This is a genomic window from Pseudomonas sp. Kh14 (assembly GCF_900291005.1).
Classification (GTDB): Bacteria; Pseudomonadota; Gammaproteobacteria; order Pseudomonadales; family Pseudomonadaceae; genus Aquipseudomonas; species Aquipseudomonas alloputida.
Genome location: NZ_OLKJ01000022.1, coordinates 69,652 through 95,142, shown reverse-complemented (window position 1 = coordinate 95,142; position 25,491 = coordinate 69,652). Strand labels below are relative to the sequence as shown.

Genomic DNA, 25,491 nt, shown 5'->3' with positions numbered 1-25,491 from the left:
GGCGGTATCGACCTCTGTGGGCGGCCGGAGCGCTCGGCATTCGGCCGCTGTTACACTGTCAACCGATGAAATTGGCGAGCCCGAGCAAAGGTATGAACCCGACGCGCTACTCCACCGTGGCAAAGGACTTGATGCAAGCGATTGCCAGCGGCCGCTACCCGGTGGGCAGCCTGCTGCCGACCGAGTTCGAGCTGTGCGACCTTTACAATGTGAGCCGGCACACGGTGCGTGCCGCTATCAACCAGCTGCTCACCCAAGGGCTGGTGTCGCGCCGCAAACGCGTGGGTACCCGGGTGGAGGCCAGCAGCCCGCGCGGCGGCTATTCGCAGTCGTTGCCCAGTGTGGCTGACCTGGCGCACCTGGCAGACACCCAGCAGCGGGAAATCCAGGGCGTGCGCCACTTTGTCGCCGACCTGAGCGAGGCGGCGAGGCTGGGGCTGGTGCCGGGGGAGCATTACTTCTGCGTGTCGAGCATCCGCGTCGACCGGCAGCACGATGGCGCGCCGCTGTGCTGGGTAGACGTGTATGCACAGCGCGACTACATCGCGGTCATCGAGCTGGCCCGCGAGCACCCTGACCAGCTGATTGCCGGCTTGATCGAACAGCACTACGGCCGGGCAATCGCAGTGGTCGACCAGCAGGTCCGTGCGGTGTTGCTGACTGCGGAAATGGCCCGGGCGCTGAAGGCCGAGGCGGGCTCGCCGGGGCTGAAGATCATCCGCCACTACCGCGAGGAAAATGGTGATTTGATGGCGGTTTCCGAGACCGTGCACCCGGATGACCGCTTTACCTTGGTCACCCAGATGCGCCGCGACCGCTCCCCCGCCTGAACCCGCTCGTACAGGGATGGTCCAACTTTCAGCTAATGAACAGACCGTTGCCCCTAAAGCGCCCCCAGTTGCCTTTCAGCTTCGACCAACTGCCTCGCCCGCGCCGTGCTCACCCGGTGATCGCGTGCCAGCCAGGCGTAGATCGTCGGTAGCACGAACAAGGTGAACAAGGTCCCCACCAGCATCCCGCACACAATCACCACCCCCAACCCAAAACGGCTGTTGGCGCCGGCGCCGCTGGCGAACAGCAGTGGCAGCACGCCAAAAGTCATCGCCGCCGTGGTCATCAGCACTGGCCGCAAGCGTATTTGCGCCGCGCGAACAATGGCGGCGGCACGATCGAGGTTGTCGCGCACCTGAATCTCGTTGGCGAACGCCACCATCAGGATGCCATGCTTGCTGATCAGGCCGATCAGCGTTACCAGGCCAATCTGCGTGTAGATGTTCAGCGTGGCCCAGCCCAGCGCCAGCGGCAGCAGCGCACCGCAGATCGACAGCGGCACGGTCACCAGAATGATCAGCGGGTCGACCAGGCTTTCATACTGCGCCGCCAGCACCAGGTAGATCACTACCAGGGCGGCGAGAAATGCCCACATCAAGGCAAAGCCCTCCTGCACATACTGGCGCGATTCCGATTGCCAGTCGTGGCTGAAACCCGGTGGCAGTTCGGCGGTGAGCTGTTCAAGAAATGCCACGGCGTTGCCCATCGATACACCTGGCGCCGGGATTGCCTGCAGGGTACTGGCGTTCTGCTGATCGAACTGCAACAGGCGGTTGGGTGCCACTTCGATATCCAGGTGCACCAACGTGGCCAACGGCACCAGGCTGCCATCTTCGGCGCGCACATACTGGCGGCTCAGCGCCGCAGGCGTCAGGCGTTGGTCCTGGATACTCTGCGGGATCACGTCATAAGAGCGCCCGAACAGGGCGAAGCGGTTGAGATACTGCTCGCCCACCAGCACCCCCAGCGACTCACCAATGGCCCGCATGCTGATGCCCAGGCTCGCCGCCTTGGCCCGGTCCACGCGTACCTTGACCACGGGGTTGTTGTAGTCGAGGTCACTGTCCACCACGGCGAACAGGCCGCTGTCGCGGGCGCGCTGCTTGAGCACTTCCATGGTCTGGTACAGCTCGGGGTAATCCTGGGCGCTGCGCAGCACCATCTGCACCGGCAGGCCACCGCTGGAGCCCGGCAGCGACGCGACCTGGAAGGCGAAGATGCTGCTGCCCTCGATATCCGCAACGGCCTGCTGCAACTGCGCCTGCACCTGTGCGGCGGAACGCTCGCGCGCCTGCCAGGCGCTGAGGTTGATGCCACCGAAACTGGCGGCCGGGCCGTCGGTACCGTTGATGATCCAGGTGTCGGTGGTTTCGGCAATGGACTTCATCACCTGGTCGAGCTTCAGCGCGAAGCGTTCTGCGTATTCGAGGCTGGCATGCTGCGGCGACTTGATGGCGGTCAGCACCGCCGCCTGGTCCTCGGGCGGCGCCAGCTCGCGTTGTGGCAGCAGGTACAGCCAGGGCAGGCTCAGGCACACCAGCAACGCCACGCCGCCACTGATCCAGCGGTGTGCCAGCGTGTAGGCCAGCACCCGTCCATAGGCCCCGCTCAGCACACCAAACAACCGATCGGCGATGGCGGCCATTGCGCCATGCTGCTGACCGGGCTGCAGCAACAGCGAGCTCATCACCGGCGACAAGGTCAGCGCCACAATGCCGGACACGATCACCGCCCCCGCCAGGGTCAAGGCAAACTCACGGAACAGCGTGCCGGTCAGCCCGCCCATCAAGCCAATGGGCGCATACACCGCCGCCAAGGTCAGGGTCATGGCGATCACCGGCCCGGCAATTTCCCGCGCCCCGGCCAATGCTGCCGCGACCGGCGACTTGCCCTCCTCGATATGCCGGTGCACGTTTTCCACCACCACAATGGCATCGTCCACCACCAGGCCGATGGCCAGCACCATCGCCAGCAAGGTCAGCAGGTTGAGGCTGAAACCAAACATCAACATCAGGCCCGCAGCCCCCAGCATCGACAGCGGAATGGCCACCACCGCGATCAGCACGCTGCGCAGCGAACCCAGGCACAGCCAGATCACCAACACCACAATAAGCATCGCCTCCACCAAGGTGCGCAGCACTTCATGGATCGACGCATCGATGAAGCGTGCGGTTTCATAGGCCAGCGCCACTTTCACACCAGGCGGCAAGGTCTGCTGGATCTGTGGCAGCAGTTGGCGAATACCCTCGACGATCACCAGAGGGTTGCCGCTGGGCGTGGGGAACAGCCCCAGGTGCACGGCAGGTTTGCCGTCCATGGTGGCGCTGGTTTGCGTGGCCGCCGCACTCAGCTCGACGGTGCCGATATCGCGCAGGCGCACCAGGTCGGTGCCATCGTTGCGGATGATCAGCTCGCGGAAGTCTTCGACCCGGCTCAGGTCGGTGTCCACCTGGATATCGGCCAGCACATACTGCCCGCGCACCTGGCCCGGCGTTGCCTGGTAGTTGTTGGCACGTACCGCCTGTGCCACGTCCGCCGCCGTCACCCCGCGCCCGGCCATCTGTTCACTGTCCAGCCACAGGCGCATGGCCAGGCGCTGCCCGCCGAACGACTGCACCTTGGCCACGCCGTCGATACCGGAGAACTGCGGTTCCACCACCCGCGACAGGTAATCGCTCAGTTCCGGTATCGACAGGCTGTCGCTGGCAAACCCCACATAGGCCACGGCAGTGGAGTCGCCTGCCGACAGCTCCACCACCGGGTCGTAGGCTTTTTCCGGCAGGCGATAGCGCACCTGGTTGACCTTGGCCATGGTCTCGGCCAGCGCCTGGGTCGAATCGCGGTTGAGCACCATGCGCAAGGTGATCAGGCTGCGCCCCTGCTGCGACGACGAGGACAGGTAGTCGATGCCCTCGACCGACGACACCGCCTGGGTGATCGGCTGCGTCACGAAACCCTGCATCAACTCGGCGGAGGCACCGGGGTACTCGGTGCTGATGGTAATGGTCGAGCTTTCCAGCAACGGGTACTGGCGGATCGGCAACTTGCCCATGGCAAACAGCCCCATCAGGATGATCAGGCTGCTGACCACCAGCGCCAGCACCGGGCGGCGCACGAAGACGTCGGTAAACCTCACGACTGCCGCCCTCCCTGGCTAGCCTGCAGGCTGTCCTGCGCCACTGGCTCGACCGGCATGCCATCACTCAGTTTCAGCTGGCCGGAAACCACCACACGGTCACCGGGCGTCAGGCCGGAGGTGATTTCCACCCGCCCCTGCCAGCGCTCACCGGTGGTTACCTGCACCCGGCTCACCCGGGTGCCATGCTGCGGGTCCTGGGTAGCGACAAACACCGTCTGCCCGTAGGCGGTGTAGGTAATCGCGGTTTCCGGCACGGCCAGCACGGTCGACGGCTGCGCAGCATCCAGCCGCACGCCGGCATACATACCCGGCTGCAACTGCCCTTGCGGGTTCGGCAAGGCCGCCTGTACCTGTACAAGGCGTGCTTTGCTGACAACCGGGTCGACCGCCACCACCCGCGCCTGGAAGTCTTGCCCACGCACCGCGTCCACCGTCAGTGCCAGCGCCTGCCCGGCGTGCACTTCGGGGGCGGCCTGCTCGCCCAAGGCAAAGTTCACATGCAACTGGCTGATGTCGGCCAGGCTGACGATGGTCTCGCCAGCGCCCAGGTACTGGCCCTGATGCACACGGCGGATGCCGAGCTTGCCGGCAAACGGTGCGCGAATGGCCTTCTGCGCGATCAGCGCCTCGACATGCTGCAGCTCACCACGGGCCACGTCCACGGCCGTGGCTGCGTTGTCCAGCAGCTCTTGCGACACGGCATTCATCGCGCGCAGTTTGCGGCTGCGCTGCAGCACCACGTCAGCGTTACGCAACCTGGCCTGCAACTGCACGCGCAGGGCCTGCTCGGGTGCGTCGTTGAGCTGCACCAGCAACTGCCCGGCCGCTACCGTCTGCCCCGACTCGAAGGCGATGCGGGTAATACGCCCTGCCATCTCGGCCGCCACCTGCACCTGGTTGACCGCCTCCAACTCCCCCGAAGCAAAGCGCTGCCGCGCCAGTTGCACCTGCTCGGCCGTGGCCAGCGCCACCTTGGTCGCCGGCCACACCGCCGCAGCGGGCTGCGCCGAGCCGCTTCCCACCAGCGCATAGGCAACGGCCAGCGCACCGGCAACAGCGCCGGCCCAGGCCAGTAACGTCCGATTGTTCATGCTCAGCTCCGATCACAGGGAAAGCGGTTGCAGGAAAGATCGGGCAGGACTATAAGAGCTCAACTTAACTTGAGGTCAACAGGCATGGCAGCGGACAACACACGGATGCTCACAGTGGGTGAAGTGGCCAAGCGCAGCGGCGTGGCGGTGTCTGCGCTGCACTTCTACGAAACCAAGGGGCTGATCGCCAGCGTCCGCACGGCAGGCAACCAGCGCCGCTATCCCTCGCTGGTGCTGCGTACCCTGGCGATCATCAAGGTAGCCCAGCGCACGGGAATTCCGCTTGAGGAAATCAAACAGGCCTTCAGCCGTTATGCCCCCAACAGCAAGCTCACAGCAGCACAATGGAGCGAGATGTCCACGGCCTGGCGCGAAGACCTGAATGCCCGCATTCGCACACTGGAAGCACTGCGCGACAGCCTCGACAACTGCATTGGCTGCGGTTGCCTGTCGCTGGAGGACTGCCCGCTGCGCAACCCCGAGGATGTGCTGGGCAAGGAAGGGACCGGGGCGCGGATCCTCGAAAAGAAGGCGCGCTAACCTCGCGCGCTCATGCCAGGTGCGACTCTATGCCGGCGCGCATGACCTGCAGGTGACAAACAGTCGCTTTGAACCATTGCGACGATTCACCGCCCTAACCCTGTGCTGTTAACCCAAAGCCGCTCACAGGAAGGAACTAAGCCATCATGAAACGCGAACAGATCGAAGGTGTAGCAGAAGACCTGGCTGGCAAGGCGCAAAGCGCCGTAGGTCGCCTGGTCGAAGACCCGGCGCTGGAAGCCGAAGGCGATGCGCGTCAGGCCGCAGGCCAGGTGACCAAGACCTACGGCGACACCCTGGACAGGGTGTCCTCGTTCGTCAAGGAAAAGCCCTTCGCCGCACTGGCCATCACCGCCGCCGTCACTCTGGTGGTCTCTCGCCTGCTGCGCCGCTGAACCACGGCGCCTCAGGTGGTTCAGGGCCGGATATCTTGTCCGGCCTGCGCCATCACCAGATGGCGATATCATAGGTCAGGTAAAGGCGATTGCTGTCTCGGCCGCGGGCGAAATCTGATCGATACACATAGTTTCGCAGCTTTACGCCCAGCCCTTTCAGCGGTCCGCCCTGCACCACGTAGGCAATCTCGGCGTCACGCTCCCATTCTTTGATGCCCTCGCCACCTGAGCGGCCATTGTCGCCACTCAGGTAGCGCGTCATGAAGGTCAGCCCCGGTACCCCGGCGGCAGCGAAGTTGTAGGCGTAGCTGGCCATCCAGGTCTTCTCTTCCTCTTCGATGAACTTGCCGATGCCGACGTTGCTGAACGAATAGACCGTTGCCCCACTGATATACGGCAGCCCCGCTTCACCATCGAGCACCTGGTAACCTGCGCCGACGGTATGCCCGGAGTGGGCGTACGACAGTTGGCTGCTGAACATGTCGTTGTCGATGCCACCGCCATACGCCGTACCGCTGTCGCGGCTTTTGAAGTAACGCAGGTCGGTGGTCAGCACGCCGCCGCCCAGCGGCAGATCGTGCACCAGCCCGGCGAAGTCCTGGCGGTAGAAATGCTCGAGCTCGCCATGAAAATAACTCAGGCGCAGTTGCTTGCTGACGGCGTAGTCAGCACCAGCGAAGCTGAAATCACCAGACGCTGGGCCGCCATACCCGTCCAGGTACAACCCGGTGCTATCGGATGAGTCGCGCTGTTTGAAGCGATCCAGGTGGCCGGCAGTAAGGGTGAGGTTGTCGATGTCGGTGCTGGTCAGCTGGGTTCCCTGGTAAGTCTGCGGCAGCAGCCGCGCATCGTTGTACACCAATACCGGCGTCTTGGGCAGCAAGGTGCCATGCTTGACCACGGTGCTGCCCAGACGGGCCTTGGCCGTGATACCGGCGCTGGCGAATTCGTCGGCCGCGCGGCCATCGTCATGCACTGGCAGCAGCCCGGTGCCGCTGCGCCCACGGCCGGAGTCGAGCTTGAAGCCGACCAGGCCCAAGGCGTCGAGCCCCAGGCCGAGGGTGCCTTGGGTGAAGCCGGACTGGTAATCGAGCAGAAAGCCTTGAGCCCATTCCACCCGTTCGCTTTTGGCAGTGGCGGCGGCGCGGGCGCTCATACCCTGCTCGTCACGGAAATTCTCGTTGAAGTACACGTTGCGCAACTGCAGCTTGAGCTTGCTGTCTTCGATGAAACCGGCGGCACCGGCCACAGGCAGCCAGCCGCACAGCAGGCCACAAGTGGCCCCACGGAAAAGAAATCGGGACATGATGGTTACTCTGTTGTTGTTCTTGGGTGAGTCAGAGGGGCGCCGAGCGGCGCCCTGAGTGCTTCAAACCATGAAGGACAAGGCGCCCGTCAGCAGTGCCAGCGCAGTGATCACCAGAGAAGTGAGCACGGCCCACTTGAAGGTGGCTTTCTGGAAATCACCGATATCCCTGTCGACCATGCCCACCAGCAACAAGGTNGTGAGCACGGCCCACTTGAAGGTGGCTTTCTGGAAATCACCGATATCCCTGTCGACCATGCCCACCAGCAACAAGGTGGAAGCCACCAGCGGGCTCATCAGGTGCACAGGCTGCCCCAGCACCGAGGCGCGGGCGATTTCCACCGGGTCGATGCCGTACGCGGCCGCGGCATTGGCCAGGATCGGCACAACGCCAAAGTAGTACGCGTCGTTGGACAGCACGAAGGTCAGCGGCATGCTGGTCAGCGCCACTACCAGCGGGAACCAGTGGCTCCACGCTTCCGGAATCCAGTCCACCAGCGTCTGGGCCAATGCATCGACCATCTTGGTACCCGAGAAAATACCGGCAAAGATGCCCGCGGCGAACACCAGCAGCACCACGGTCATGGCGTTGCCCGAATGGGCGAGGATGCGCTCTTTCTGCAGGTCCAGCTGTGGGTAGTTGATCATCAGCGCGGCGACGAAACCGATCATGAACAGGATGGCCGCGTGCATCAGCCCCAGCACCAGCGCGGTCATCACGGCGATCACCAGCACCAGGTTCACATAGGCAAGGCGCGGGCGCTTGTGCGGGTTGTCGCCGAGGATTTCCTTGATGTAGCAGTTGCCGCCACCGGACTCCAGGGCAATATTGCCGATACGCCGGCGCTCGGCACGGCCCAGCAGGTAGGCGGTGAACACAACCCATGCCGCCCCACCGATGACGGTGGGCAACATCGGAATGAAGTACTCGGTCGCATCCAGACCGAGCGCGGCAATGGCGCGGGTGGCGGGACCACCCCACGGGCTCATGCCGCTCATGATGCTCAATGACAGCATCGATACGGTCGCCAGGATCATCGGGTTCATGCCGATGCGCTTGTACAGCGGCAGCATGGCAGCGCAGGTAATCATGTAAGTCGTGGTGCCATCACCGTCCAGCGCCACCAGCAGCGACAGCAGGGCGGTGCCGATCGCGATCTTGATCGGGTCGCCATTCACCCGCTTGAGAATCTTGCGGATCAGCGGGTCGAACAGGCCTGCGTCGATCATCAGGCCGAAGAACAGGATGGCGAACAGCAGCAGCGCGGCAGACGGTGCGACCATTTTCAGCCCATCGAGCATCATCTTGCCCAGGTCTGGCGCGAAACCGCCAATAAGGGCGAAAACAATCGGCACGATGGTCAGCGCAACGATCGGGGACAGGCGTTTACTCATGATCAGGTAGGTGAAGGTCACCACCATGATCAGGCCCAGAAGTGCGAGCATGGTTTGTTCTCTTGTTTTTATTGTCTATGTGGCCNAGGTGAAGGTCACCACCATGATCAGGCCCAGAAGTGCGAGCATGGTTTGTTCTCTTGTTTTTATTGTCTATGTGGCCGCCCAACGGGTAGACGGCCCCCTTCCCCATCCGGCATCGCTTGATGCCAGGTAGGCGTTTGTGTCATTCGGTCGGCCGTGGCGATGAGGTTCGGCGGACCCTTCAGGCGGCGCAGCAGGGTTTCGCGTTCTCAGGCACCCTGGGACAGCGAGATCAGCACGGTGGCCACTGCGTTGCTCGCCAGGCTGAACACACGGTGTCGCATCGCATTCCGTGCAGGGTTCAGTCCCCGCCCAAGCTATGAGGGTCGGGCCGGCGCTTTTCGATCGCAAACTTCAGCAGCGCGGCACTGCGGAACAGGCCATGGGCGAACTTGCCATAGGGCAAGGTCACGAACAGTGCCATGACGGTGCCCAGGTGCACGGCCAGCAGGATCGCCATCACCTCGGTGTCACGCAGGGCCAGCAACGCCATACCGGTCGTGCTGACCAACAGCAGAAGCAGGATGAACGCACGGTCCATGGGGCGCTGCGCGGCATCGCCATGCTCTGGCGGGCGGCGCAGGTTCAACGCCAGCAGGCCCGCTGGCCCGACGATCAGGCCGATACCCCCGAGGGTGCCGAGGACCACCGGCAGGCTCAGCAGCGGGTATGGCGCATGCAGGCCCAGCAGGTAGTGATAACCGGTAGCGACCACGGTGGCGGCAAAGCACAGCATGAAGCCGTAGAAGGTCAAATGATGGTAGCGTCGACGCCACAGCGTGTAGCGATCGTCGGCGTTGTTGCAGCCTTGGCCATGGCCGCCATCCAGATACTTGAGCGTCAGCACTGCGCTCGCCGCCTCCGGCAGCGCACCGTTGGCCGGTTGCCGCGCTTGGGCGGGCGACACCGTGCGCCAGAAGCGCCTCAACGCCACGGCCAGCGCCACCCCGGCAGCGCTGAACACGCCACCGAACAAGAGCGCCAAGGTGTTGTGCGGGAACACAGCGTAGAAATCTCCGGCCAGCCGCCCAGGCAGCAAAGTGCCGTTGACCTGCAAGGCCAGCAGCAAGAACAGCGACAGCGCTAGCGCCAACGCCACGGCGACGAAGGTGCCATTACGCCGGTAGAGCTGCCCGAACCGGGCCGGCCAAGCGTACTCAGCGTAGGTCTGCCCGCGCACCTTGGCCATGGCCTGCGGCACGTTCACCGCAAACGCATGCGGTGCGGCGTACTGACAAGCGTGCAAGCAGGCGCCACAGTTGTGGCAGAGGTTGGCCAGGTAGTGGATGTCGGCCTTGTCGAAGTCGAGTCGACGGGTCATCGCCGGGAACACGGCACAGAACCCCTCGCAATAACGGCAGGCGTTGCAGATGCGCATCTGCCGGTCCACCTCCTGCTCGTCCAGGTTCAGCAGCGGGATCAGCTCGGCCTGTGGCGGGGCGGGGTCGAACACGCGGGGATCAGGCATTTGCACAGTCATGCTGGGCCTCCAGGGGGTAAATACAATGGCCGGCGGCGGCCGCCGCCTGAGTGCCGGCGATGCGGCCAAACGCGGTACCGATGGACATGCCGACACCGGCGGTGTAGCCCTTGCCCAGCACGTTGCCGGCCATCATCTCGCCGGCGACGAACAGGTTGGGACTGGGCCGCCCGCCGAAATGCACGGCAGCCGTGGCATCGGTGCGCAGGCCGAGGTAGGTGAACGTCACCCCCGGACGCAGCGGGTAACCGAAGAACGGCGGCTTATCGATCGGCAAGGCCCAATGGCTCTTGACCGGTTGCACGCCGTCGGTGCGGCAACCGTCCAGCCGGGTGTGGTCGAACGTGCCGGGGCGGCATGCCTGGTTGTAGGCGCGCAGGGTCTCGAGAAACGCAGGCACCGGCAGTTCGAGGGCTACGGCCAAGGCCTCGAGGCTGTCGGCGCGGGTGCCAGGGAACACCGGTGGCATGAAGCGGCCCAGGGCCTTCTGATCGATGATCGAGAACCCCACCTGGCCAGGCTGCTGGGCCACCAGCCGCCCCCAGATGGCATAGCGCTTGGGCCAGAAATCCTCGCCTTCGTCGTAGAAACGCTGGCCGTCGCGGTTCACCACCACGCCAAGCGACACGCAGTCGATGCGCGTGCAGATACCACCGTCGTACAGCGGTGCGCGGGCATCGATGGCGACCATGTGGGCCTGGGTCGGGTCGCCAATGGTGTCGGCACCTAGGTCGATCATGCGCCGCAGCAGCGCGCCGTCGTTGAAGCGCGTGCCCCGCACCAGGAAGTTGTCCGCCGGCCACTCGCCGCGATCATTCTGCCCCCAGGCCTCACGCAGCCATTGGCGATTGGACTCGAAGCCGCCGGCCGCCAGCACGCAACTGCGCGCCTCGATGCGCTCGGCGGGCAGGCGCCGCCCGTCGACGTCGCGGGCCGCCAGGTGGGCAGCGATGAAGCGTCCATCGCGCAATTCCAGATCGCACACCGGGCTGTCGTAGCGCACCTGCACACCAAGCCGCTCGGCGCTGCGGTAATAAGCATTGACCAGGGCCTTGCCCCCGCCCATGAAGAAAGCGTTGGTCCGCGCAGTGTGCAACGCACCCGACAACGAGGGCTGGAAGTGCACGCCGTGGCGGCGCATCCAGCCGCGACAGTCGGACGAGGCACGAATCACCAGACGCGCCAGGGCCTCGTTGGTCTGGCCATCAGTAACCTTCAGCAGATCCTGCCAGAACTCTTCTTCGGGGTAAGCCTCCACCAGCACGTCCTGCAGGGCATCGTGCATGCACCGAAGGTTACGGGTGTGTTGGGAGTTGCCGCCTCGCCAAGCGCGGGGCGCGGCTTCCACCAGCATCACGCTGGCGCCGGCCTCGCGCGCCATCAGCGCGGCGCAGAGGGCAGCATTGCCGCCGCCAATGACAAGTACATCGATCATGTCGCCTCCAGGGAGCGAGAAGCCAGGGTTGGGCAGCTCCTCGCGGACCCCGGACTCTAGGGGGTCTCGTACCTTGGGCGAAACACGATTGCAGGGGGGAGGTCTTCAGTTTTTCTAAAGGGACGGTCATTCGCAGGCGCTCACAGCAAACGCGCCCCAGGCCAGCGATCCTGCTGCACCAAATCGCGGGAAACTTCATGCAGCACGATTCGCGTGGCAAGTGCAGCAGGCGAGAGTTCATCATCGACCAGGCTCACCACCAAGTTGCGCCGCTGAGCTTGCGGATCGTCGATCGAAAACACCCGCAGGCCTGCCTGCATGGCCCGGGCCACAGTGGCGCCGGGTTGAATCGTCGCGGCGTGACCTGCGCTGACGCAATCCATGAGAAGCGACAGGCCATCAACCTCCATGACGATATTCGCGTCCAATCCGACGCGCTCAAGGATGACGCGTAACGTGGCGCGAAGACCATGCTGGGCACTGGGCATCACCAAGGGCAGCGAGGCGATCTGCTGCAACGTCAGCGACGTCCCCCAATCAGCCTTGACCAAGGCTACCGGAACCAATGCGAACAGCCGCTCCTCCAGCAGCGGCCGCGCATCCAGCCGCATGCCAGCCTCCAGCTGGAACAACACCGCCAAATCCAGGTGCCGAGTATTGAGCTGGTTCACCAGGTAGCCCGACAGCATTTCCACCAAATGAAGACGGATATCAGGGTAGCGCTCACGCATCCTGGCGATCAGCGCCAGGCCCAACACCGAAGCCGTGGTGGGTGCCATACCGACGCTGGCGTACCCACTCATACGCCCACTGCGTGCGGCCAACATGGCGTAATCGGCCTGGCGCAGCGTCAGGCGCGCATGGTATTCGAATGCCAAGCCTGCCGCGGTGGGCGTGACGCCAACGCTAGAGCGTGTCAGCAGGCGGGTACTCAACTCACTTTCGAGCTTCGTGAGTTGCTGGCTCAACGCAGATACCCCAACGCCCGTTTCGAGCGCGGCTCTGCCGAGGCTGCCACACTCCAGCACACTCAGAAAGTAACGAAGCTGGCGTAACTCCATCAAAGGCATCTCCTATTCAGCAATTTCGGCGGCTCATTGAGTATCAAGCTTTGGCGCAGATAAATGTTAGCGGCCGGCGAACACACTTTTAGAATTTCAGAATCAAGGGTGATGGTGTCCGCCTGAGTTGTCACCTGCGCAGAACGCGGCGATAAACGACGCACCGCAACCGTTATCGAAGCTGACATTCAGCCAATCTTGATAAATATCAAGGTCATCGAGCCCCACTGCGTCACGCTTGGCCTGAACCGGTGGGCCTTCATCGAGGCTGCCACCGCGGTGGAGGCCATCATGAACACTTACTCAAGACTCCTGCTGATCTGCCATCCAGACCTGCACCCTTCGCCTGCCCTGACGCGTGCTCAGGCGCTGAGCAGTGCGACAGGTGCCACCTTGCATCTGGTGGCGCTCAGTCAATTGCCCTCGCGCCTGGCAACCCTGGACCAGGTGCTACGCAAAAACGCCCGCAAGCAGGACGCCGAGCATCGAAAGGCTTGGCTCGCTGACCAGGTGAAGGCGCTGGGCGAACTGGGCATTACCGCCTACGCCGAGACACTGGACGATCAAGACCCGCTCAAGGACTTGATCCGGCTGGCCCAACTGCACCGGATAGGGATGGTGATCAAGGACATCCAGCACGAAACCGCCTTGAGCCGTGCCCTGCTCACGCCATTGGACTGGCAATTGCTACGCCGCTGCCCGATCCCGCTGCACCTGGTAGCCCAGGCTGAAACGAAGCTGCCAGCGCGCGTACTTGTCGCCGTGGACCTGGTCGAGCACGACCCGCTGATCGACAAGCTCAACGACCACATCCTGCAATCGGCACAGGCACTGGCACAACGCTGCAAGGCGCAACTGCACCTGCTGCAGGCCTACGAACCCAGCGCCAGCTTCGTCGCCTATGCCGCCGCACCCGTGGCCTGGACAGACAAACTGGTCGAGGAAATGTCCGGTCGTGCGCGCGAGCGCATGGCGACGTTCGGCGGCCGTTATGGCATCAAGCCAGATCACCTGCACCTGGTGCGGGGTGCTGCCCGTAACGTGGTCAGCGAATACGCGAACCAGCAAGGCTTCGATGTGGTGGTGATGGGCACGCTCTACCACGAGGGGGTGAGCAAGGTCGTCGGCAGTACTACAGAGCAAACCCTGTACAAGATTCACTCCAGTATTCTGGCGATTCACGGTTGAACGATCGCCCGCTGGCTATGCTCAACTGGATACTCATCAAACCGCACAGTGCCATGCAGCTCATGTTGCTGTGAACGACCTCTGGAGCGCAGGGCATGAATGACACACCGCCGTTGCTGTTCGCCTTGCAAGGCAGCCAGGCCTATGGGAGTGCCGTGGCGCAACGCCTGGGCAGGACACTGTCTGCACATGAAGAGCGCGACTACGAGGACGGAGAGCACAAGTGCTGGCCTGGCGAATCGGTGGACGGTCGATCGGTCATCGTCTTTCACTCGCTGTATGGTGACGCGCACCACAGCGCGCATGACAAGCTATGCCGGTTGTTGTTCTTCTGTGGCGCGCTCAAGGACGCTGCTGCCCGCCAGGTGACGGCAGTCACGCCTTACCTCTGTTATGGTCGCAAGGACCGCAAGGTGGAGTTTCAGGACGCTATCATCACCCGCCATGTGGCTAGGCTGATGGAAAGCTGCGGCGTGGACCGCATTGTGGCGCTGGACGTGCACAACCCCAGCGCCTTCGACAACGCCTACCGAATCCCGAGCTGGAACCTGCAATGCACCCAGCTATTCGCCCAACGCCTGGCCCCGCTACTCGGTGAGCAGGCGGTCACGGTAGTATCACCGGATATCGGTGGCGTCAAACGCGCCGAGCAGTTTCGCCAGGCCCTGGCCCACCTGCTGGCGCGCCCGGTCTCGGTGGCCATGATGGAAAAACACCGCCAACAGGCAGGCCTGAGCGGCGAACACCTGGTCGGTAACGTGGCAGGCAGCACCGTCATCGTGTTCGACGACCTGATCAGCACGGGGCAGACGCTGTTACGCGCTGCCCAGGCCTGCCGGCAGGCCGGAGCCAGCCGCATGCTGGCCGCGGCCACCCACGGCCTGTTCACCACCGGTGGCGAGCTGTTCGACAGCGGCGCGTTCGAACGGGTATTGGTGGCCGACAGCATCGCCCCCTTTCGCCTGCCTGTGCGATGCCTGGAGCAACTGGATATCGTCGATACCAGCGCCCTGGTCGCCGAGCTGATTGCCAACCGCCCGGGCTCTGGCGCATGACCCCGGCGCATTTGATGTGGGCGGAGCGTCCCTGCTCTTGGACGATCCGCTTTCGATCCCCGCCTGACCGATGACACAAACCGGCAACCGTGGAATTGACAACTATCAAGTCCGCGCAGGGCCAAGCGTCGAAACTACACCTCCATTGTTCATTTCCGACACACGAGGATGACTGCCATGGCGCCCACAGAACCCTCCCGTCACTACACCGCTCCCTCGTTTCCCAAGCCGGCGGGGGAGCATTGGATCGAAGCCCTCGACAATGGCACCCATGTCCTGATCAGGCCACTGCAAGCCAAGGACCGGGAGCGCGAAAGGGCCTTCATCGAGCGACTGTCACCGCAGTCGCGGCATTTTCGCTTCCTGTGCCAGATCAAGGCGCCCGATGAAGCCATGCTCGACCAGTTGATGGCAATCGACCAGGACCGACAAGCTGCCTTCGTCGCCCTCGCCCATGTGGACGGTGAGCTACAAGAGGTGGGCATTTCCCGTTACGCCGCCATTGCCGGCAAGGATGAATGCGAGTGCGCGGTCACGGTGCTCGATAGCTGGCAACATCATGGGCTGGGCCGCCTGTTACTCAAGCACCTTACCGACCATGCCCGGGCCAAGGGCCTGCGGCAGATGTACTCGATCGACTCAGCCGCCAATTTGGCGATGCGCGACCTGGCCAAGGCAGCAGGGTTCACCACCAGTACCGACCCGGATGATCCGACCCAGGTCATCCATCGCCTCAACCTGGCCTGAAGCGCCGTTGCAGCAACACCTGGGGCAGCCACCGCGCTGCCCCGCCCGTTTTTCGCCTTACGACCTCCGGCGACTGCACGATTGATTACCCAAGCCATCCTGAGCCTTGTACGGCCACGAGCATTTGGGCATGAGGGCAGTGTCGCACGCCATGCTGATGGTGTTCGCGCAGAGCATCATGGGAACCGCTATAACCGTCTACCCTGCCCCCAGCCAAAGGCGTAACCCTTGAAAACTGACCCCGGCACCATGGGAGCACTGTACATGCCTATCGACTTCAGACCCGCTCGAGTCTCGGACGCGCATGATATTGCGCGCTTCTTTCAACTGACATCGGAGGGTATGGCCGATTACATATGGAGCAAGCTCGCCGCACCTGGAGAAGCATTGCTGAGTGTCGGTGCGTCTCGCTATGCCAGAGAACAGGGCGACTTTTCATACAAGAACTGCCTGATGGCCACTTTCGAAGGGCGCGTCATCGGCATGATGCATAGCTATGCCTTGCGCGCGACCCCTGACAGGCCAGTCGAAACCGACCCCGTCCTCGCGCCTTATTCCGACATGGAAATACCCGATACCTTGTACATATCCAGCCTGGCACTGGATGAGGCCTGGCGGAGCCAGGGGCTGGGTGCCGAGTTTCTTCGCCACGCCCAGCAGCGCGCTGACGACGCAGGCCTCGATGGACTGTGCCTGATCGATTATGCGGAAAACCACGGTGCACGCCGCTTCTACGAACGTCATGGTTTTCAAATTGTGAAAACCTGCCAGATCGTTCCGCACCCGATGCTGGGCGTCACGGGTGAAGCCTATTTAATGTATCGCCCTACTCACAACGTGCTCGAGAAACAGCCATGAACCAGAAACTGACCGTGTTCCGCGAACTGGATATCCAACCGCTGCGCGACCTGCCCTTCTTTGAAGAAGTGTTGGAAGGCACCCCTCACACGCTGACGTCCAAGTACTATCACGATGAACAGCAAGGTCGCATTTCCGGAGAATGGGAAGCCAGCACCGGGGCGTGGCGCATTGACTACAAAGTCTGGGAGTTCTGCCATGTCCTGAGTGGGTGCTGCGTCATCGAGCTTGAGGGTTGCGCCCCGGTCACACTGGCCGCTGGCGACACGTTCATTATCGAACCGGGCGCCAAGGGCAAATGGACCGTAGTGGAAGACATGAAGAAGAACTTCGTGATCCTCGTGCCCGCGAACTAAGCACTGTGCGAACCCCCGTAAACCTCGTGCCCAGGGAGCAGTGACACGCGAGCCCGTCCAAACCTGAAAACGATGCGTGAGCAATGAGGCCTCGGGAGCCGGTCAGCGCAATGAGCAGTGACCTTCCGCCAAGAGGACATTGGCGGCGCCGTAGCAGACGGTGAAGCCGATGACGGGCGTGTTGCGCCCCGATTGCTCGAGGATCTTGTTTCGGTCTGCGCCCCCCCAGCAGGGGAGCGAACAGACCGGGATGATGCCGACAAGGGGCCAGCATGCCGAGCAGGCCCCCACGAACCCGCTATGCGCCCAACCCCCTTGAGCATCGCGCAGGGCCAGGCTCAAACGTCCAGCGCCCCCCTGAGCAAGGCGTCAAGCACGCGCGCGACGTCAGCACCCTGCTCGTCCAGCAGGCATACCGGCAGCCCGTGCAAGGCCGCTTGCACACCGGCCAGCCCCTCGCCCGTCAAGGCCAGCGGACAATCAATTTCCATCTGCAGCGAGCGCAGGCGCTTGGCCAAGGCAGGGCTCACCGGTGGCTGCAGCGCGATCACCAGTGCCGCAGGCTGCATCGCCGCACACAGCAACGGGAGCTCTTCCAGCGGCTGCCCGCAGCCGAGCACTTCGATGCGTTGTCGCTCGCTGCTCAACAGCAGCCCGGCGCACAACACCTGGCATTCGGCTTGCCCCTCGGTACCCGCCAGCAGCACCCGCGGCGCATCGACCTGGTTCATCTGCAAGCGCAGTAGCAGCCGGGCGCGCAAGAACGTATCGAGAAACAGCCATTGGCTACGCTGGCCTGGCGCACTGCCTGAAGCCAGCTCATGCCAAACCGGCATCAGCACTTCGCGCAGCACCGTGGCCTTTGGCAAGAGTGTGAACAGCTGTCCATGGATCGCTTCCAGCGCCTGCGCATCGAATGCCCTGCAAGCGCGCGCAACGGCGGCGCGCCAGTCGTCAAAGGCCGAGGGCTGCTGCACAGGCGCCTCAGGCTGGCCGGCGAGCCTGTCACCCACCTTGCTGATGGGCAGGCCGTTGGCGGTCCAGCGCAAGATGTCGCGTATGCGCTGGACATCCTGGGCCGTGTACAAGCGATGGCCGCCCTCGGTGCGCTGCGGGCGAATCAACCCATGACGCCGCTCCCAGGCACGCAAGGTCACCGGATTGATGCCGGTCAGGCTGACCACATCGCGCATGGGTAGCAATTCGGGTGGGGTGGCGTCGGTCATAACGAGGTGTCATTCAAGGGGTGATACATTCTAAACCCAGATGCACCTTCTGCGGCGAGCCTCCTTGGTTCATCATGCAACAAACAGCGCCAAAAGCTACTGCACGGAAGCCTTTGGCGCACATCGCATACGAAATGCCTGTAGGTGAGCCCCATGATCAACGCAAAACTCCTGCAACTGATGGTCGAACATTCCAACGATGGCATCGTTGTCGCCGAGCAGGAAGGCAATGAGAGCATCCTTATCTACGTCAACCCGGCCTTCGAGCGCCTGACCGGCTACTGCGCCGACGATATCCTCTATCAGGACTGTCGTTTTCTTCAGGGCGAGGATCACGACCAGCCGGGCATCGCAATTATCCGCGAGGCGATCCGCGAAGGCCGCCCCTGCTGCCAGGTGCTGCGCAACTACCGCAAGGACGGCAGCCTGTTCTGGAACGAGTTGTCCATCACACCCGTGCACAACGAGGCGGACCAGTTGACCTACTACATTGGCATCCAGCGCGATGTCACAGCGCAAATATTCGCCGAGGAAAGGGTTCGCGAGCTGGAGGCTGAAGTGGCGGAGCTGCGCCGGCAGCAGGGCAAGGCCAAGCGCTGACAAAAAACCTATACAAGACCGTTGACTTGTATAGATAAAGGCTTAGGCTTCAGTTATACCTGTACAACAATTCGATTTTGTACAGGATTGCCCTGGAGCCCAGTATGTCAGCGTACCTACAGCAATTCGCCGAGCGCTTCGCCCGCCTTGATGGGGCTAGCCTCGACACGCTGGATAAACTGTACAGCGACGATGTCACCTTTCGTGATCCCCTGCACCAGATACAGGGGCTGCAGGCCCTGCGTGCCTACTTCGAGCAGTTGTACGCCAACGCCACCGATATCCGCTACGCCTTCACCAGCGCCGACGAGGTAACGCCCGGGCAGGGCTACCTGCGTTGGACACTGCAGTTTTGTCACCCGCGCCTTGCTGGCGGCCAGCCGATCACGTTGCAAGGCTGTAGCTGCCTGCATTGGCGCGACCGTGTGCATTTTCACCAGGACTATTTCGACGCCGGTGCCCTGCTTTATGAGCACCTTCCCGTCATGGGCACTGCGATCCGCTGGCTCAAAGGCAGGCTGGCATGAGCCGCTGTTGGCTGACTGGCGCCAGCAGCGGTATCGGTGCCGCGCTCGCGCAAGTCCTCCTGGAGCAAGGCCACCAGGTTGCCTTGGGCGGGCGTAACGTCGACCGCCTTGCCCCGCTGGCCGAACGGTTTCCCGGGCAGGCATTGCTGGCCATTGGCGATCTTGACAACCCGGAGCAGGTCGCCGACATCGCTGCGCAAATCGAGCAGGCCTGGGGAGGCCTGGACATGGCCATTCTCAATGCCGGCACCTGCGAATACCTGGAGCCTGGGCATTTCGATCCGGCGTTGGTCGAGCGCGTCATGCGCACCAACCTGCTGGGCGTCAGCTACTGCCTGGCGGCAGCACTGCCCTTGCTGCGCGCCGGCCAGCGCCCCCACCTGGTGGTGATGGGCAGTTCGGTAACCTGGCTGGCCTTGCCCCGCGCCGGCGCCTATGGCGCGTCCAAGGCCGCGGTGCGCTATCTGGTGGAGTCACAGCGAATCGACCTGGCCCGCGAGGGCATCGCGGTCACCCTGGTGAGCCCAGGCTTCGTGGACACACCACTGACCCGTCGCAACGATTTCCCCATGCCACAGCTGTGGTCTGCGCAGCGTGCCGCCCGGCATATCGCCAGGCGCCTGCCCCGCCGCCCCCTGGAAATCAACTTCCCCGGTCTTTTCACCTTGGTGTTGCGCCTGCTCGGGGCGCTACCCGCGCGCCTGCGCCTGGCGCTGGGCCAACGCCTCGCCCGTCATGAACAGGAATGATGATCCATGCGTATAGCAATCATCGGCAGTGGCATCGCGGGGCTGACCTGCGCCCATTTGCTGTCACGCAAGCACGAAGTCACGGTTTTCGAGGCTGAGCAATGGGTCGGGGGCCACACGCACACCCTTGATGTGGTCTGGAACGGCCAGCGCCATGCAATAGATACCGGTTTCATCGTCTTCAACGACTGGACGTACCCGAACTTCATCCGCTTGCTCGACCAGCTTCAGGTGCCATCGCAGCCGACCGAGATGAGCTTTTCCGTGCATGACCCGATTACGGGCCTGGAATATAACGGCCACGACCTGAACACCCTGTTCGCCCAACGCAGCAACCTGGTGTCCCCAGGGTTCTGGGGGATGATCCGGGACATTCTGCGTTTCAACCGTCAGGCACTGGCCGACCTGGACAACCAGCGTATCGATGCCAGCACCACGCTGGGCGACTACCTTCAAGCGAACCGCTATGGGCAACGCTTCATCGATCATTACATCGTGCCGATGGGGTCGGCGATCTGGTCGATGTCTCGCGCAGACATGCTCCACTTCCCGCTTGAGTTCTTCGTGCGCTTCTGCCGCAACCACGGCTTGCTGTCGGTCAACCAACGTCCACAGTGGCGGGTGATCAAAGGCGGCTCGCGCAGCTATGTCGCACCGCTGTGCCGGCCCTTCGCTGAGCGCATCCGCCTCAACTGCAAGGTCTACCGGGTCAGCCGCGACGAAGGTGGCGTGACCCTCGTGAGCGCGGCTGGCACCGAGCGCTTCGACAATGTGGTGTTCGCTTGTCACAGCGATCAGGCCCTGGCACTGCTGGAAAGCCCCAGCAACCAGGAGCGCGCCGTACTCAGCGCCATCGATTACGCCAGCAACGACGTGGTGCTGCACACTGATACCCGCCTGCTGCCACGCCGCCAGCGCGCCTGGGCCAGCTGGAACTACCGCCTGGGCGGCCCTGAGCGGGCTCCCGCCGCGCTGACCTACAACATGAACATTCTGCAGGGTATCCAGGCCCCGACAACCTTCTGTGTGAGCCTCAACCAGACCGCACTGATAGACCCGGCGCAGGTCATCGCCCGCTTCCAGTACGCCCATCCCCAGTACAGCGTTGCAGCGTCGGCTGCCCAGGCATGCCAAGGACAACTGCAAGGGCAACAGCACAGTTACTTCTGTGGCGCCTACTGGGGCAATGGCTTTCATGAAGACGGGGTGGTCAGCGCACTGAAGGTGGCCGCGCACTTCGGAGAGCAACTGTGAACAGCAGCCTCTGCATGGGCTGGATCAGCCACCGACGGCTGACGCCGCGGGTCCACGCGTTTCGCTACCGGATCGGCATGTTCTACCTGGACCTGGACGAACAATCCTGGCTGATGGGCCTGTCACGCTTGCTGGGACGCTGGCGCCTGGCGCCGTTGTGCTGGCGCGAGACCGACTACCTGCCCGCCCTGACCCGCCAAGGCGAATCGCTGGCCCAGGCTGCACGCTTGCTGGTCGGGCAGGCGACGGGGCACCTGCCCGAAGGCCGGGTACAGCTGCTCACGCAACTGAGGTGCTGGGGGCTGTCGTTCAACCCGGTGAGTTTCTATTTCTGCCATGACCGCGACGGGCGCCTGACCGCGATCCTGATGGAAGTGCGCAACACGCCCTGGCGTGAACGCTTTCATTACGTGCTCCCGGTGCAAGGCAACCTTGCCAGGCCCTTCAGCGTCGGCAAGGCCTTCCATGTGTCGCCGTTCATGTCGTTGGACATGGACTATCGCCTGCGCTTTTTCCTGGACACGGACCATGTACGCATTCAGATGCAGAACTGGCAAGGCGGCACAAAGGTGTTCGAGGCCGATCTCGCCCTGCGCCGCAAGCCACTGGATGGAGCAGCGCTACGTCGGTATGTCCTGAACTTCCCATGGATGAGCCTGCGCACTGTCTCGGCTATCTACTGGCAAGCGCTTCGCCTGTTACTCAAACGCACCCCCGTGCATGACCACACCACCTGCCAGCGTGACCTGGCACTCGGCCAACCTTGCGAGGACCTTGATGATGTCAAATCCCACCCTGAGCGTTAGCAAGTTCGCAGGCCTTGCGCCACTGCTCGGCGGGCTGGCACGAAGCGCCGTGCTCGCCCAGTTGAGCAAGCTGCGTCACGGCCACCTGCGCCTGCTCAGCCACGGGCAGCAGTGGAGTTTCGGTGATGCCGACAGCCCGTTCCAGGCCGAGGTGGAGATCCTCGATGACGCCACCTGGAGCCTGATCGCCGGCAATGGCTCGATCGGTGCTGGCGAAGCCTACATTCACGGCTATTGGCGCAGCCCCGACCTGGCGCTGGTGACCCGCCTGTTCGTCGCCAACCTTGAAGTGCTTGACGCGCTAGAGGGCGGCCTGGCCCGCTTGGGCCGCCCTGCCCTGCGCCTGCTGCACCGGCTCAACCGCAACGACAAGCGCGGTGCCCGGCGCAACATCCTGGCCCACTACGACTTGGGCAATGCCCTGTTCGAGCGGCTGCTGGACCCCACCATGATGTATTCGGCTGCGCAATTCGAACACCCTGAGCAAACACTGGAGCAGGCCCAGTTGCACAAGCTGGAGCGCATCTGCCAGAAGCTCGAACTGAGCCCTGACGATCACCTGCTGGAAATTGGCAGCGGCTGGGGCAGCCTCGCTATCCACGCAGCCACCCGCTACGGCTGCAGGGTCACCACCACGACGCTCTCCGAGGCGCAGTACAGCCATACCCTGGAACGCGTCAAGGCCTTGGGGCTGGGGCAGCGCGTGCAAGTGCTGCGCGAAGACTACCGCGACCTTCAAGGCACGTTCGACAAACTGGTTTCGATCGAGATGATCGAAGCGGTCGGTCATCGCTACCTGCCGGTGTATTTCCGCCAGTGTGCTTCGCTGCTCAAGCCTGAAGGCCTGATGCTATTGCAGGCGATCACCATCCGCGACCAGCGCTATGCCCAGGCGCAACGCTCGGTAGACTTTATCCAGCGGTACATCTTCCCCGGTGGCGCCCTGCCTTCGCTAAGCGTGTTGCTCGACACCGCCAGCCGGCACACTGGCCTGAACCTTGTGCACATGGAAGATTTTGGCCTGGACTACGCCCACACCCTGCGACACTGGCGCGAAAACCTGCGTCAGGCACGCACTGCGCTGACGGACCTTGGCTACGACGACATGTTCCAGCGCCTGTGGGAGTTTTACCTCTGCTACTGCCAGGGCGGTTTCGAGGAACGCGCCATCGGTGTTGCGCACCTGCTCTGGGCAGCCCCCCAGGCACGCCGCGCGCCCTTGCCTGGCGGTGCCTGATGCCCAGCCGCTGGCTGATCGCCAATGCCCTCTGGCTGCAAGCCGGCTGGTGGGTCTGCGTGCTGGGGGCCGAGCGGCCTTTGCTGTTGCTGCTGGTGATTCCGGGCGTGGCAGTGCACCTGCGCCTGTGCCCGGACATCAATGCCGAGCTCAAGGCGCTGTTGCGTGTCACCTTTGTCGGCTGCGTGCTCGACAGCGTGCTGGGAGTACTGGGAGTGTTCGGTTTCGACGCCTGGCCCCTGCCGCTGTGGCTAGCGCTGCTGTGGTTGGTGCTGGCCAGCGGAATGCGTCACAGCCTGGCATGGGCCGGCAGGCACTGGCGAATCGGCGCACTGCTGGGGGCGCTTGGCGGCCCCCTGGCCTATGTAGGCGGCGCCAGGCTGGCAGGTGTCGCCTTGCCATTGGGCGCGCTGGAAACCAGCCTGCTACTGATGCCGATATGGGCTTTGGCCCTGCCCCTGCTGGCGCGCATCGCGGCGCGGCGCTGACCGCCGACATCGCTCGGAACAGTAGCGCACCTGCTCCCAACAGCGTGCCCAGCGCTTGCGCCAGGTGAACGGCCGGCCACACGCCACGCAAACCTTGCTGGGCAGAAGGCTCTTTTTCATAACGCCTGCCCCGCATCGAGCCGCGCCAGCAATGACTGGCCACGTTGCCACACGGCATCGCGACGGCCAGCGGGCATGCCATCAAGGCTGCGATAGACCAGGGCCAGGCGCGGGTTAGCCGAGAGCTGGGGGCGATGGCGAATGAGAAAATGCCAATACAAGGCATTGAATGGGCAGGCCTCCTCTTCAGTCACCTGGTCGACCCTGTAACTGCAAGCCTTGCAATGATCGGACATGCGCTGGATATAACGACCACTGGCGCAGTACGGCTTGGACCCCAGGTAGCCGCCGTCGGCGTGCATCACCATGCCAAGCGTGTTGGGCAGTTCGACCCATTCGAAGGCATCCATGTAGACCGCCAGGTACCACTCACAAATTGCAGTTGGCACGATACCGGCCAGCAAGGCGAAGTTGCCGGTAACCATCAACCGCTGGATATGGTGAGCGTAGCCCAACCGCAGGGTCTGCCCGATGGCTTGCGCCATGCAGCGCATGCGGGTGCGCCCGGTCCAGTAGAATTCTGGCAGCGCCCGGTCGTTGTTCAGGTGATTGAGCTCGGCATACGCCGGCATGCGCTGCCAATAGATGCCACGCACATACTCACGCCAGCCGATCAGCTGGCGAATGAAGCCTTCGGCTGCATTGAGCGGCACCCGCCCCTCGCGCCAGGCTGTGTCGACGTCGTCGCACAGACGACGTACATCCAGAAGGCCGATGTTGAGCGCCGCACTGATGCGCGCATGAAACAGATACGGCTCGCCTTCGGCCATCGCATCCTGGTAGTCACCGAAAGCCGCCAGGCCGAAATCCAGAAAATGCTGCCACAGCTGTTGTGCCTCGGCATGGGTCACGGGGTAGTCGAAACCGTCGACGCCCCCGTAGTGGTCGCTGAAGCGCTGACGCACCAAGGCCACCACCGCTGCCGTGATGTCGTCTTGCGCAAAATGCGCAGCGAATAGGCCACGCAGCTGCCGTGGCAATGGCTTACGATTGTCGCCATCGAAATTCCAGGCCCCACCTGCCGGGCTGCCGTCAGGCTCCATGAGCAGGCCGGTTCGCTTGCGCATGCCACGATAGAAGTGCTCCATGCGCAGCTGGCGACGTTCTGTGGCCCAGCGCCCGAAGGCTTCACGGGAGCACAGAAAACGCGTGTCGCGAAACCACACAAGCGGCAGTGCGGCATCACGCAAGGCCTGCTCCAGGCGCCACTCACCGCACTCGGTCAAGTGAATGTGGGTAGCGCCCAAGGCTTGTTGCCATCGACGCAACTCACCCACGATGCTGCCGCTGTTACCCTCGGCATCCAGCTCGACATAGTGCACCTGCCAACCCCGTTCACGCAGGGCCTGGGCAAAATGCCGCATGGCGCTGAAGATGAGAACGATCTTCAGCGGATGATGCGGTACGTATCGGGCCTCCCCCTCCACTTCCGCCATCAGGACCGCATCGCGAGCAGGATCAAGGGACGCCAGACTTGCCAGGTCAAACGACAATTGGTCACCCAGCACCAGGCCCAGGCGCAT

General features: G+C 63.3%; 25 protein-coding genes. 15 read left to right on the top strand and 10 right to left on the bottom strand.

What is annotated here, in order from left to right:
- Positions 1-92 precede the first annotated feature (92 nt).
- Positions 93-830, top strand: a complete 738-nt coding sequence (locus FQ668_RS10075) for a GntR family transcriptional regulator (RefSeq protein WP_014591832.1) — start codon at positions 93-95, stop codon at positions 828-830.
- A gap of 53 nt (positions 831-883) precedes the next feature.
- On the opposite strand, the gene FQ668_RS10070 is transcribed toward FQ668_RS10075, so the two are convergent.
- Together FQ668_RS10070 and FQ668_RS10065 are read right to left on the bottom strand one after the other, a co-directional pair.
- Positions 884-3,967, bottom strand: a complete 3,084-nt coding sequence (locus FQ668_RS10070; RefSeq protein ID WP_019436894.1) for a MexW/MexI family multidrug efflux RND transporter permease subunit — start codon at positions 3,965-3,967, stop codon at positions 884-886.
- Complete coding sequence (locus FQ668_RS10065) at positions 3,964-5,061, bottom strand: efflux RND transporter periplasmic adaptor subunit (protein ID WP_019436895.1); 1,098 nt, start codon at positions 5,059-5,061, stop codon at positions 3,964-3,966. Before FQ668_RS10065 ends, FQ668_RS10070 begins: the two co-directional genes overlap by 4 nt.
- Before the next feature lie 84 nt (positions 5,062-5,145).
- Between FQ668_RS10065 and soxR the strand changes: the two genes are divergently transcribed.
- Together soxR and FQ668_RS10055 are read left to right on the top strand one after the other, a co-directional pair.
- Positions 5,146-5,601, top strand: a complete 456-nt coding sequence (gene soxR / locus FQ668_RS10060) for a redox-sensitive transcriptional activator SoxR (protein WP_003247276.1) — start codon at positions 5,146-5,148, stop codon at positions 5,599-5,601.
- 146 nt (positions 5,602-5,747) lie between these two features.
- A complete protein-coding gene (locus FQ668_RS10055) occupies positions 5,748-5,996 on the top strand; it encodes a CsbD family protein (RefSeq protein WP_014591836.1) in 249 nt (82 codons plus the stop codon).
- 52 nt (positions 5,997-6,048) lie between these two features.
- Here FQ668_RS10055 and FQ668_RS10050 read toward each other — a convergent pair whose 3' ends face one another.
- From FQ668_RS10050 to FQ668_RS10030, 5 genes are all read right to left on the bottom strand, one after another.
- The gene (locus FQ668_RS10050; protein WP_014591837.1) at positions 6,049-7,302 is read right to left on the bottom strand and encodes an OprD family porin; all 1,254 of its coding nucleotides are present in this window, start codon (positions 7,300-7,302) and stop codon (positions 6,049-6,051) included.
- A gap of 63 nt (positions 7,303-7,365) precedes the next feature.
- On the bottom strand, positions 7,366-8,748 hold the full coding sequence (locus FQ668_RS10045; RefSeq protein WP_144180066.1) for a CitMHS family transporter: 1,383 nt from the start codon (positions 8,746-8,748) through the stop codon (positions 7,366-7,368).
- A 334-nt stretch (positions 8,749-9,082) separates the two neighbouring features.
- The gene (tcuB, locus tag FQ668_RS10040) at positions 9,083-10,261 is read right to left on the bottom strand and encodes a tricarballylate utilization 4Fe-4S protein TcuB (RefSeq protein WP_019436658.1); all 1,179 of its coding nucleotides are present in this window, start codon (positions 10,259-10,261) and stop codon (positions 9,083-9,085) included.
- Positions 10,242-11,696 carry an FAD-dependent tricarballylate dehydrogenase TcuA gene (gene tcuA / locus FQ668_RS10035; RefSeq protein ID WP_019436659.1) on the bottom strand — a complete coding sequence of 485 codons (1,455 nt, stop codon included), beginning with the start codon at positions 11,694-11,696 and terminating at the stop codon, positions 10,242-10,244. The genes tcuB and tcuA overlap by 20 nt, the downstream gene beginning before the upstream one ends.
- Positions 11,697-11,836: 140 nt before the next feature.
- Positions 11,837-12,757, bottom strand: coding sequence for a LysR substrate-binding domain-containing protein (locus tag FQ668_RS10030; RefSeq protein WP_014591321.1), 921 nt, complete (start codon positions 12,755-12,757; stop codon positions 11,837-11,839).
- A 198-nt stretch (positions 12,758-12,955) separates the two neighbouring features.
- Between FQ668_RS10030 and FQ668_RS10025 the strand changes: the two genes are divergently transcribed.
- From FQ668_RS10025 to FQ668_RS10005, 5 genes are all read left to right on the top strand, one after another.
- Positions 12,956-13,945 (top strand): universal stress protein, encoded by a 990-nt coding sequence (locus FQ668_RS10025; RefSeq protein ID WP_023390328.1) that lies wholly within the window; start codon positions 12,956-12,958, stop codon positions 13,943-13,945.
- Positions 13,946-14,040: 95 nt separating this feature from the next.
- On the top strand, positions 14,041-15,000 hold the full coding sequence (locus FQ668_RS10020) for a ribose-phosphate pyrophosphokinase (protein WP_019436662.1): 960 nt from the start codon (positions 14,041-14,043) through the stop codon (positions 14,998-15,000).
- A 177-nt stretch (positions 15,001-15,177) separates the two neighbouring features.
- The gene (locus FQ668_RS10015) at positions 15,178-15,747 is read left to right on the top strand and encodes a GNAT family N-acetyltransferase (RefSeq protein WP_014591324.1); all 570 of its coding nucleotides are present in this window, start codon (positions 15,178-15,180) and stop codon (positions 15,745-15,747) included.
- A 264-nt stretch (positions 15,748-16,011) separates the two neighbouring features.
- Positions 16,012-16,605 (top strand): GNAT family N-acetyltransferase, encoded by a 594-nt coding sequence (locus FQ668_RS10010; protein WP_076403836.1) that lies wholly within the window; start codon positions 16,012-16,014, stop codon positions 16,603-16,605.
- On the top strand, positions 16,602-16,961 hold the full coding sequence (locus FQ668_RS10005) for a cupin domain-containing protein (RefSeq protein WP_003253997.1): 360 nt from the start codon (positions 16,602-16,604) through the stop codon (positions 16,959-16,961). Before FQ668_RS10010 ends, FQ668_RS10005 begins: the two co-directional genes overlap by 4 nt.
- A gap of 338 nt (positions 16,962-17,299) precedes the next feature.
- Here the strand turns inward: FQ668_RS10005 and FQ668_RS09995 are convergent, their stop codons facing one another.
- Complete coding sequence (locus tag FQ668_RS09995; RefSeq protein ID WP_014591326.1) at positions 17,300-18,187, bottom strand: MerR family transcriptional regulator; 888 nt, start codon at positions 18,185-18,187, stop codon at positions 17,300-17,302.
- Between the two features lie 153 nt (positions 18,188-18,340).
- On the opposite strand from FQ668_RS09995, the gene FQ668_RS09990 reads away from it, so the two are divergent.
- The 7 genes from FQ668_RS09990 to FQ668_RS09960 all read left to right on the top strand — a co-directional run bounded on the left by FQ668_RS09990 (position 18,341) and on the right by FQ668_RS09960 (position 23,848).
- Entirely contained in the window at positions 18,341-18,787 is a 447-nt protein-coding gene (locus tag FQ668_RS09990) for a PAS domain S-box protein (protein WP_014591327.1), read from the top strand.
- A gap of 104 nt (positions 18,788-18,891) precedes the next feature.
- Positions 18,892-19,314, top strand: coding sequence for a nuclear transport factor 2 family protein (locus tag FQ668_RS09985; protein WP_014591328.1), 423 nt, complete (start codon positions 18,892-18,894; stop codon positions 19,312-19,314).
- Positions 19,311-20,063 carry an SDR family oxidoreductase gene (locus tag FQ668_RS09980; protein WP_019436664.1) on the top strand — a complete coding sequence of 251 codons (753 nt, stop codon included), beginning with the start codon at positions 19,311-19,313 and terminating at the stop codon, positions 20,061-20,063. The genes FQ668_RS09985 and FQ668_RS09980 overlap by 4 nt, the downstream gene beginning before the upstream one ends.
- A gap of 6 nt (positions 20,064-20,069) precedes the next feature.
- Positions 20,070-21,317, top strand: coding sequence for an NAD(P)/FAD-dependent oxidoreductase (locus FQ668_RS09975; RefSeq protein WP_014591330.1), 1,248 nt, complete (start codon positions 20,070-20,072; stop codon positions 21,315-21,317).
- Complete coding sequence (locus FQ668_RS09970) at positions 21,314-22,123, top strand: DUF1365 domain-containing protein (RefSeq protein ID WP_019436665.1); 810 nt, start codon at positions 21,314-21,316, stop codon at positions 22,121-22,123. Before FQ668_RS09975 ends, FQ668_RS09970 begins: the two co-directional genes overlap by 4 nt.
- On the top strand, positions 22,098-23,360 hold the full coding sequence (locus FQ668_RS09965; protein WP_019436666.1) for a cyclopropane-fatty-acyl-phospholipid synthase family protein: 1,263 nt from the start codon (positions 22,098-22,100) through the stop codon (positions 23,358-23,360). Before FQ668_RS09970 ends, FQ668_RS09965 begins: the two co-directional genes overlap by 26 nt.
- On the top strand, positions 23,360-23,848 hold the full coding sequence (locus tag FQ668_RS09960) for a DUF2878 domain-containing protein (protein WP_019436667.1): 489 nt from the start codon (positions 23,360-23,362) through the stop codon (positions 23,846-23,848). The genes FQ668_RS09965 and FQ668_RS09960 overlap by 1 nt, the downstream gene beginning before the upstream one ends.
- Here FQ668_RS09960 and FQ668_RS09955 read toward each other — a convergent pair.
- The gene (locus FQ668_RS09955) at positions 23,786-23,968 is read right to left on the bottom strand and encodes a DUF2256 domain-containing protein (protein ID WP_076402962.1); all 183 of its coding nucleotides are present in this window, start codon (positions 23,966-23,968) and stop codon (positions 23,786-23,788) included. The two genes, FQ668_RS09960 and FQ668_RS09955, sit on opposite strands and share 63 nt — an antisense overlap.
- A complete protein-coding gene (locus tag FQ668_RS09950; protein ID WP_053868138.1) occupies positions 23,965-25,491 on the bottom strand; it encodes a cryptochrome/photolyase family protein in 1,527 nt (508 codons plus the stop codon). Before FQ668_RS09950 ends, FQ668_RS09955 begins: the two co-directional genes overlap by 4 nt.

What these genes read in the sequence shown, in the direction of transcription:
- FQ668_RS09965 (WP_019436666.1), top strand. Translation starts at nt 22,098, where the DNA reads ATGTCAAATCCCACCCTGAGCGTTAGCAAGTTCGCAGGCCTTGCGCCA.
- FQ668_RS09990 (WP_014591327.1), top strand. Translation starts at nt 18,341, where the DNA reads ATGATCAACGCAAAACTCCTGCAACTGATGGTCGAACATTCCAACGAT.
- FQ668_RS09985 (WP_014591328.1), top strand. Translation starts at nt 18,892, where the DNA reads ATGTCAGCGTACCTACAGCAATTCGCCGAGCGCTTCGCCCGCCTTGAT.
- FQ668_RS10065 (WP_019436895.1), bottom strand. Translation starts at nt 5,061, where the DNA reads ATGAACAATCGGACGTTACTGGCCTGGGCCGGCGCTGTTGCCGGTGCG.
- FQ668_RS10015 (WP_014591324.1), top strand. Translation starts at nt 15,178, where the DNA reads ATGGCGCCCACAGAACCCTCCCGTCACTACACCGCTCCCTCGTTTCCC.
- FQ668_RS10050 (WP_014591837.1), bottom strand. Translation starts at nt 7,302, where the DNA reads ATGTCCCGATTTCTTTTCCGTGGGGCCACTTGTGGCCTGCTGTGCGGC.
- FQ668_RS10055 (WP_014591836.1), top strand. Translation starts at nt 5,748, where the DNA reads ATGAAACGCGAACAGATCGAAGGTGTAGCAGAAGACCTGGCTGGCAAG.
- FQ668_RS10005 (WP_003253997.1), top strand. Translation starts at nt 16,602, where the DNA reads ATGAACCAGAAACTGACCGTGTTCCGCGAACTGGATATCCAACCGCTG.
- tcuB (WP_019436658.1), bottom strand. Translation starts at nt 10,261, where the DNA reads ATGACTGTGCAAATGCCTGATCCCCGCGTGTTCGACCCCGCCCCGCCA.
- FQ668_RS09955 (WP_076402962.1), bottom strand. Translation starts at nt 23,968, where the DNA reads ATGAAAAAGAGCCTTCTGCCCAGCAAGGTTTGCGTGGCGTGTGGCCGG.
- tcuA (WP_019436659.1), bottom strand. Translation starts at nt 11,696, where the DNA reads ATGATCGATGTACTTGTCATTGGCGGCGGCAATGCTGCCCTCTGCGCC.
- soxR (WP_003247276.1), top strand. Translation starts at nt 5,146, where the DNA reads ATGGCAGCGGACAACACACGGATGCTCACAGTGGGTGAAGTGGCCAAG.
- FQ668_RS09960 (WP_019436667.1), top strand. Translation starts at nt 23,360, where the DNA reads ATGCCCAGCCGCTGGCTGATCGCCAATGCCCTCTGGCTGCAAGCCGGC.
- FQ668_RS10020 (WP_019436662.1), top strand. Translation starts at nt 14,041, where the DNA reads ATGAATGACACACCGCCGTTGCTGTTCGCCTTGCAAGGCAGCCAGGCC.
- FQ668_RS09975 (WP_014591330.1), top strand. Translation starts at nt 20,070, where the DNA reads ATGCGTATAGCAATCATCGGCAGTGGCATCGCGGGGCTGACCTGCGCC.
- FQ668_RS10010 (WP_076403836.1), top strand. Translation starts at nt 16,012, where the DNA reads ATGCCTATCGACTTCAGACCCGCTCGAGTCTCGGACGCGCATGATATT.
- FQ668_RS09950 (WP_053868138.1), bottom strand. Translation starts at nt 25,491, where the DNA reads ATGCGCCTGGGCCTGGTGCTGGGTGACCAATTGTCGTTTGACCTGGCA.
- FQ668_RS10075 (WP_014591832.1), top strand. Translation starts at nt 93, where the DNA reads ATGAACCCGACGCGCTACTCCACCGTGGCAAAGGACTTGATGCAAGCG.
- FQ668_RS10030 (WP_014591321.1), bottom strand. Translation starts at nt 12,757, where the DNA reads ATGGAGTTACGCCAGCTTCGTTACTTTCTGAGTGTGCTGGAGTGTGGC.
- FQ668_RS09995 (WP_014591326.1), bottom strand. Translation starts at nt 18,187, where the DNA reads ATGACCGACGCCACCCCACCCGAATTGCTACCCATGCGCGATGTGGTC.
- FQ668_RS09980 (WP_019436664.1), top strand. Translation starts at nt 19,311, where the DNA reads ATGAGCCGCTGTTGGCTGACTGGCGCCAGCAGCGGTATCGGTGCCGCG.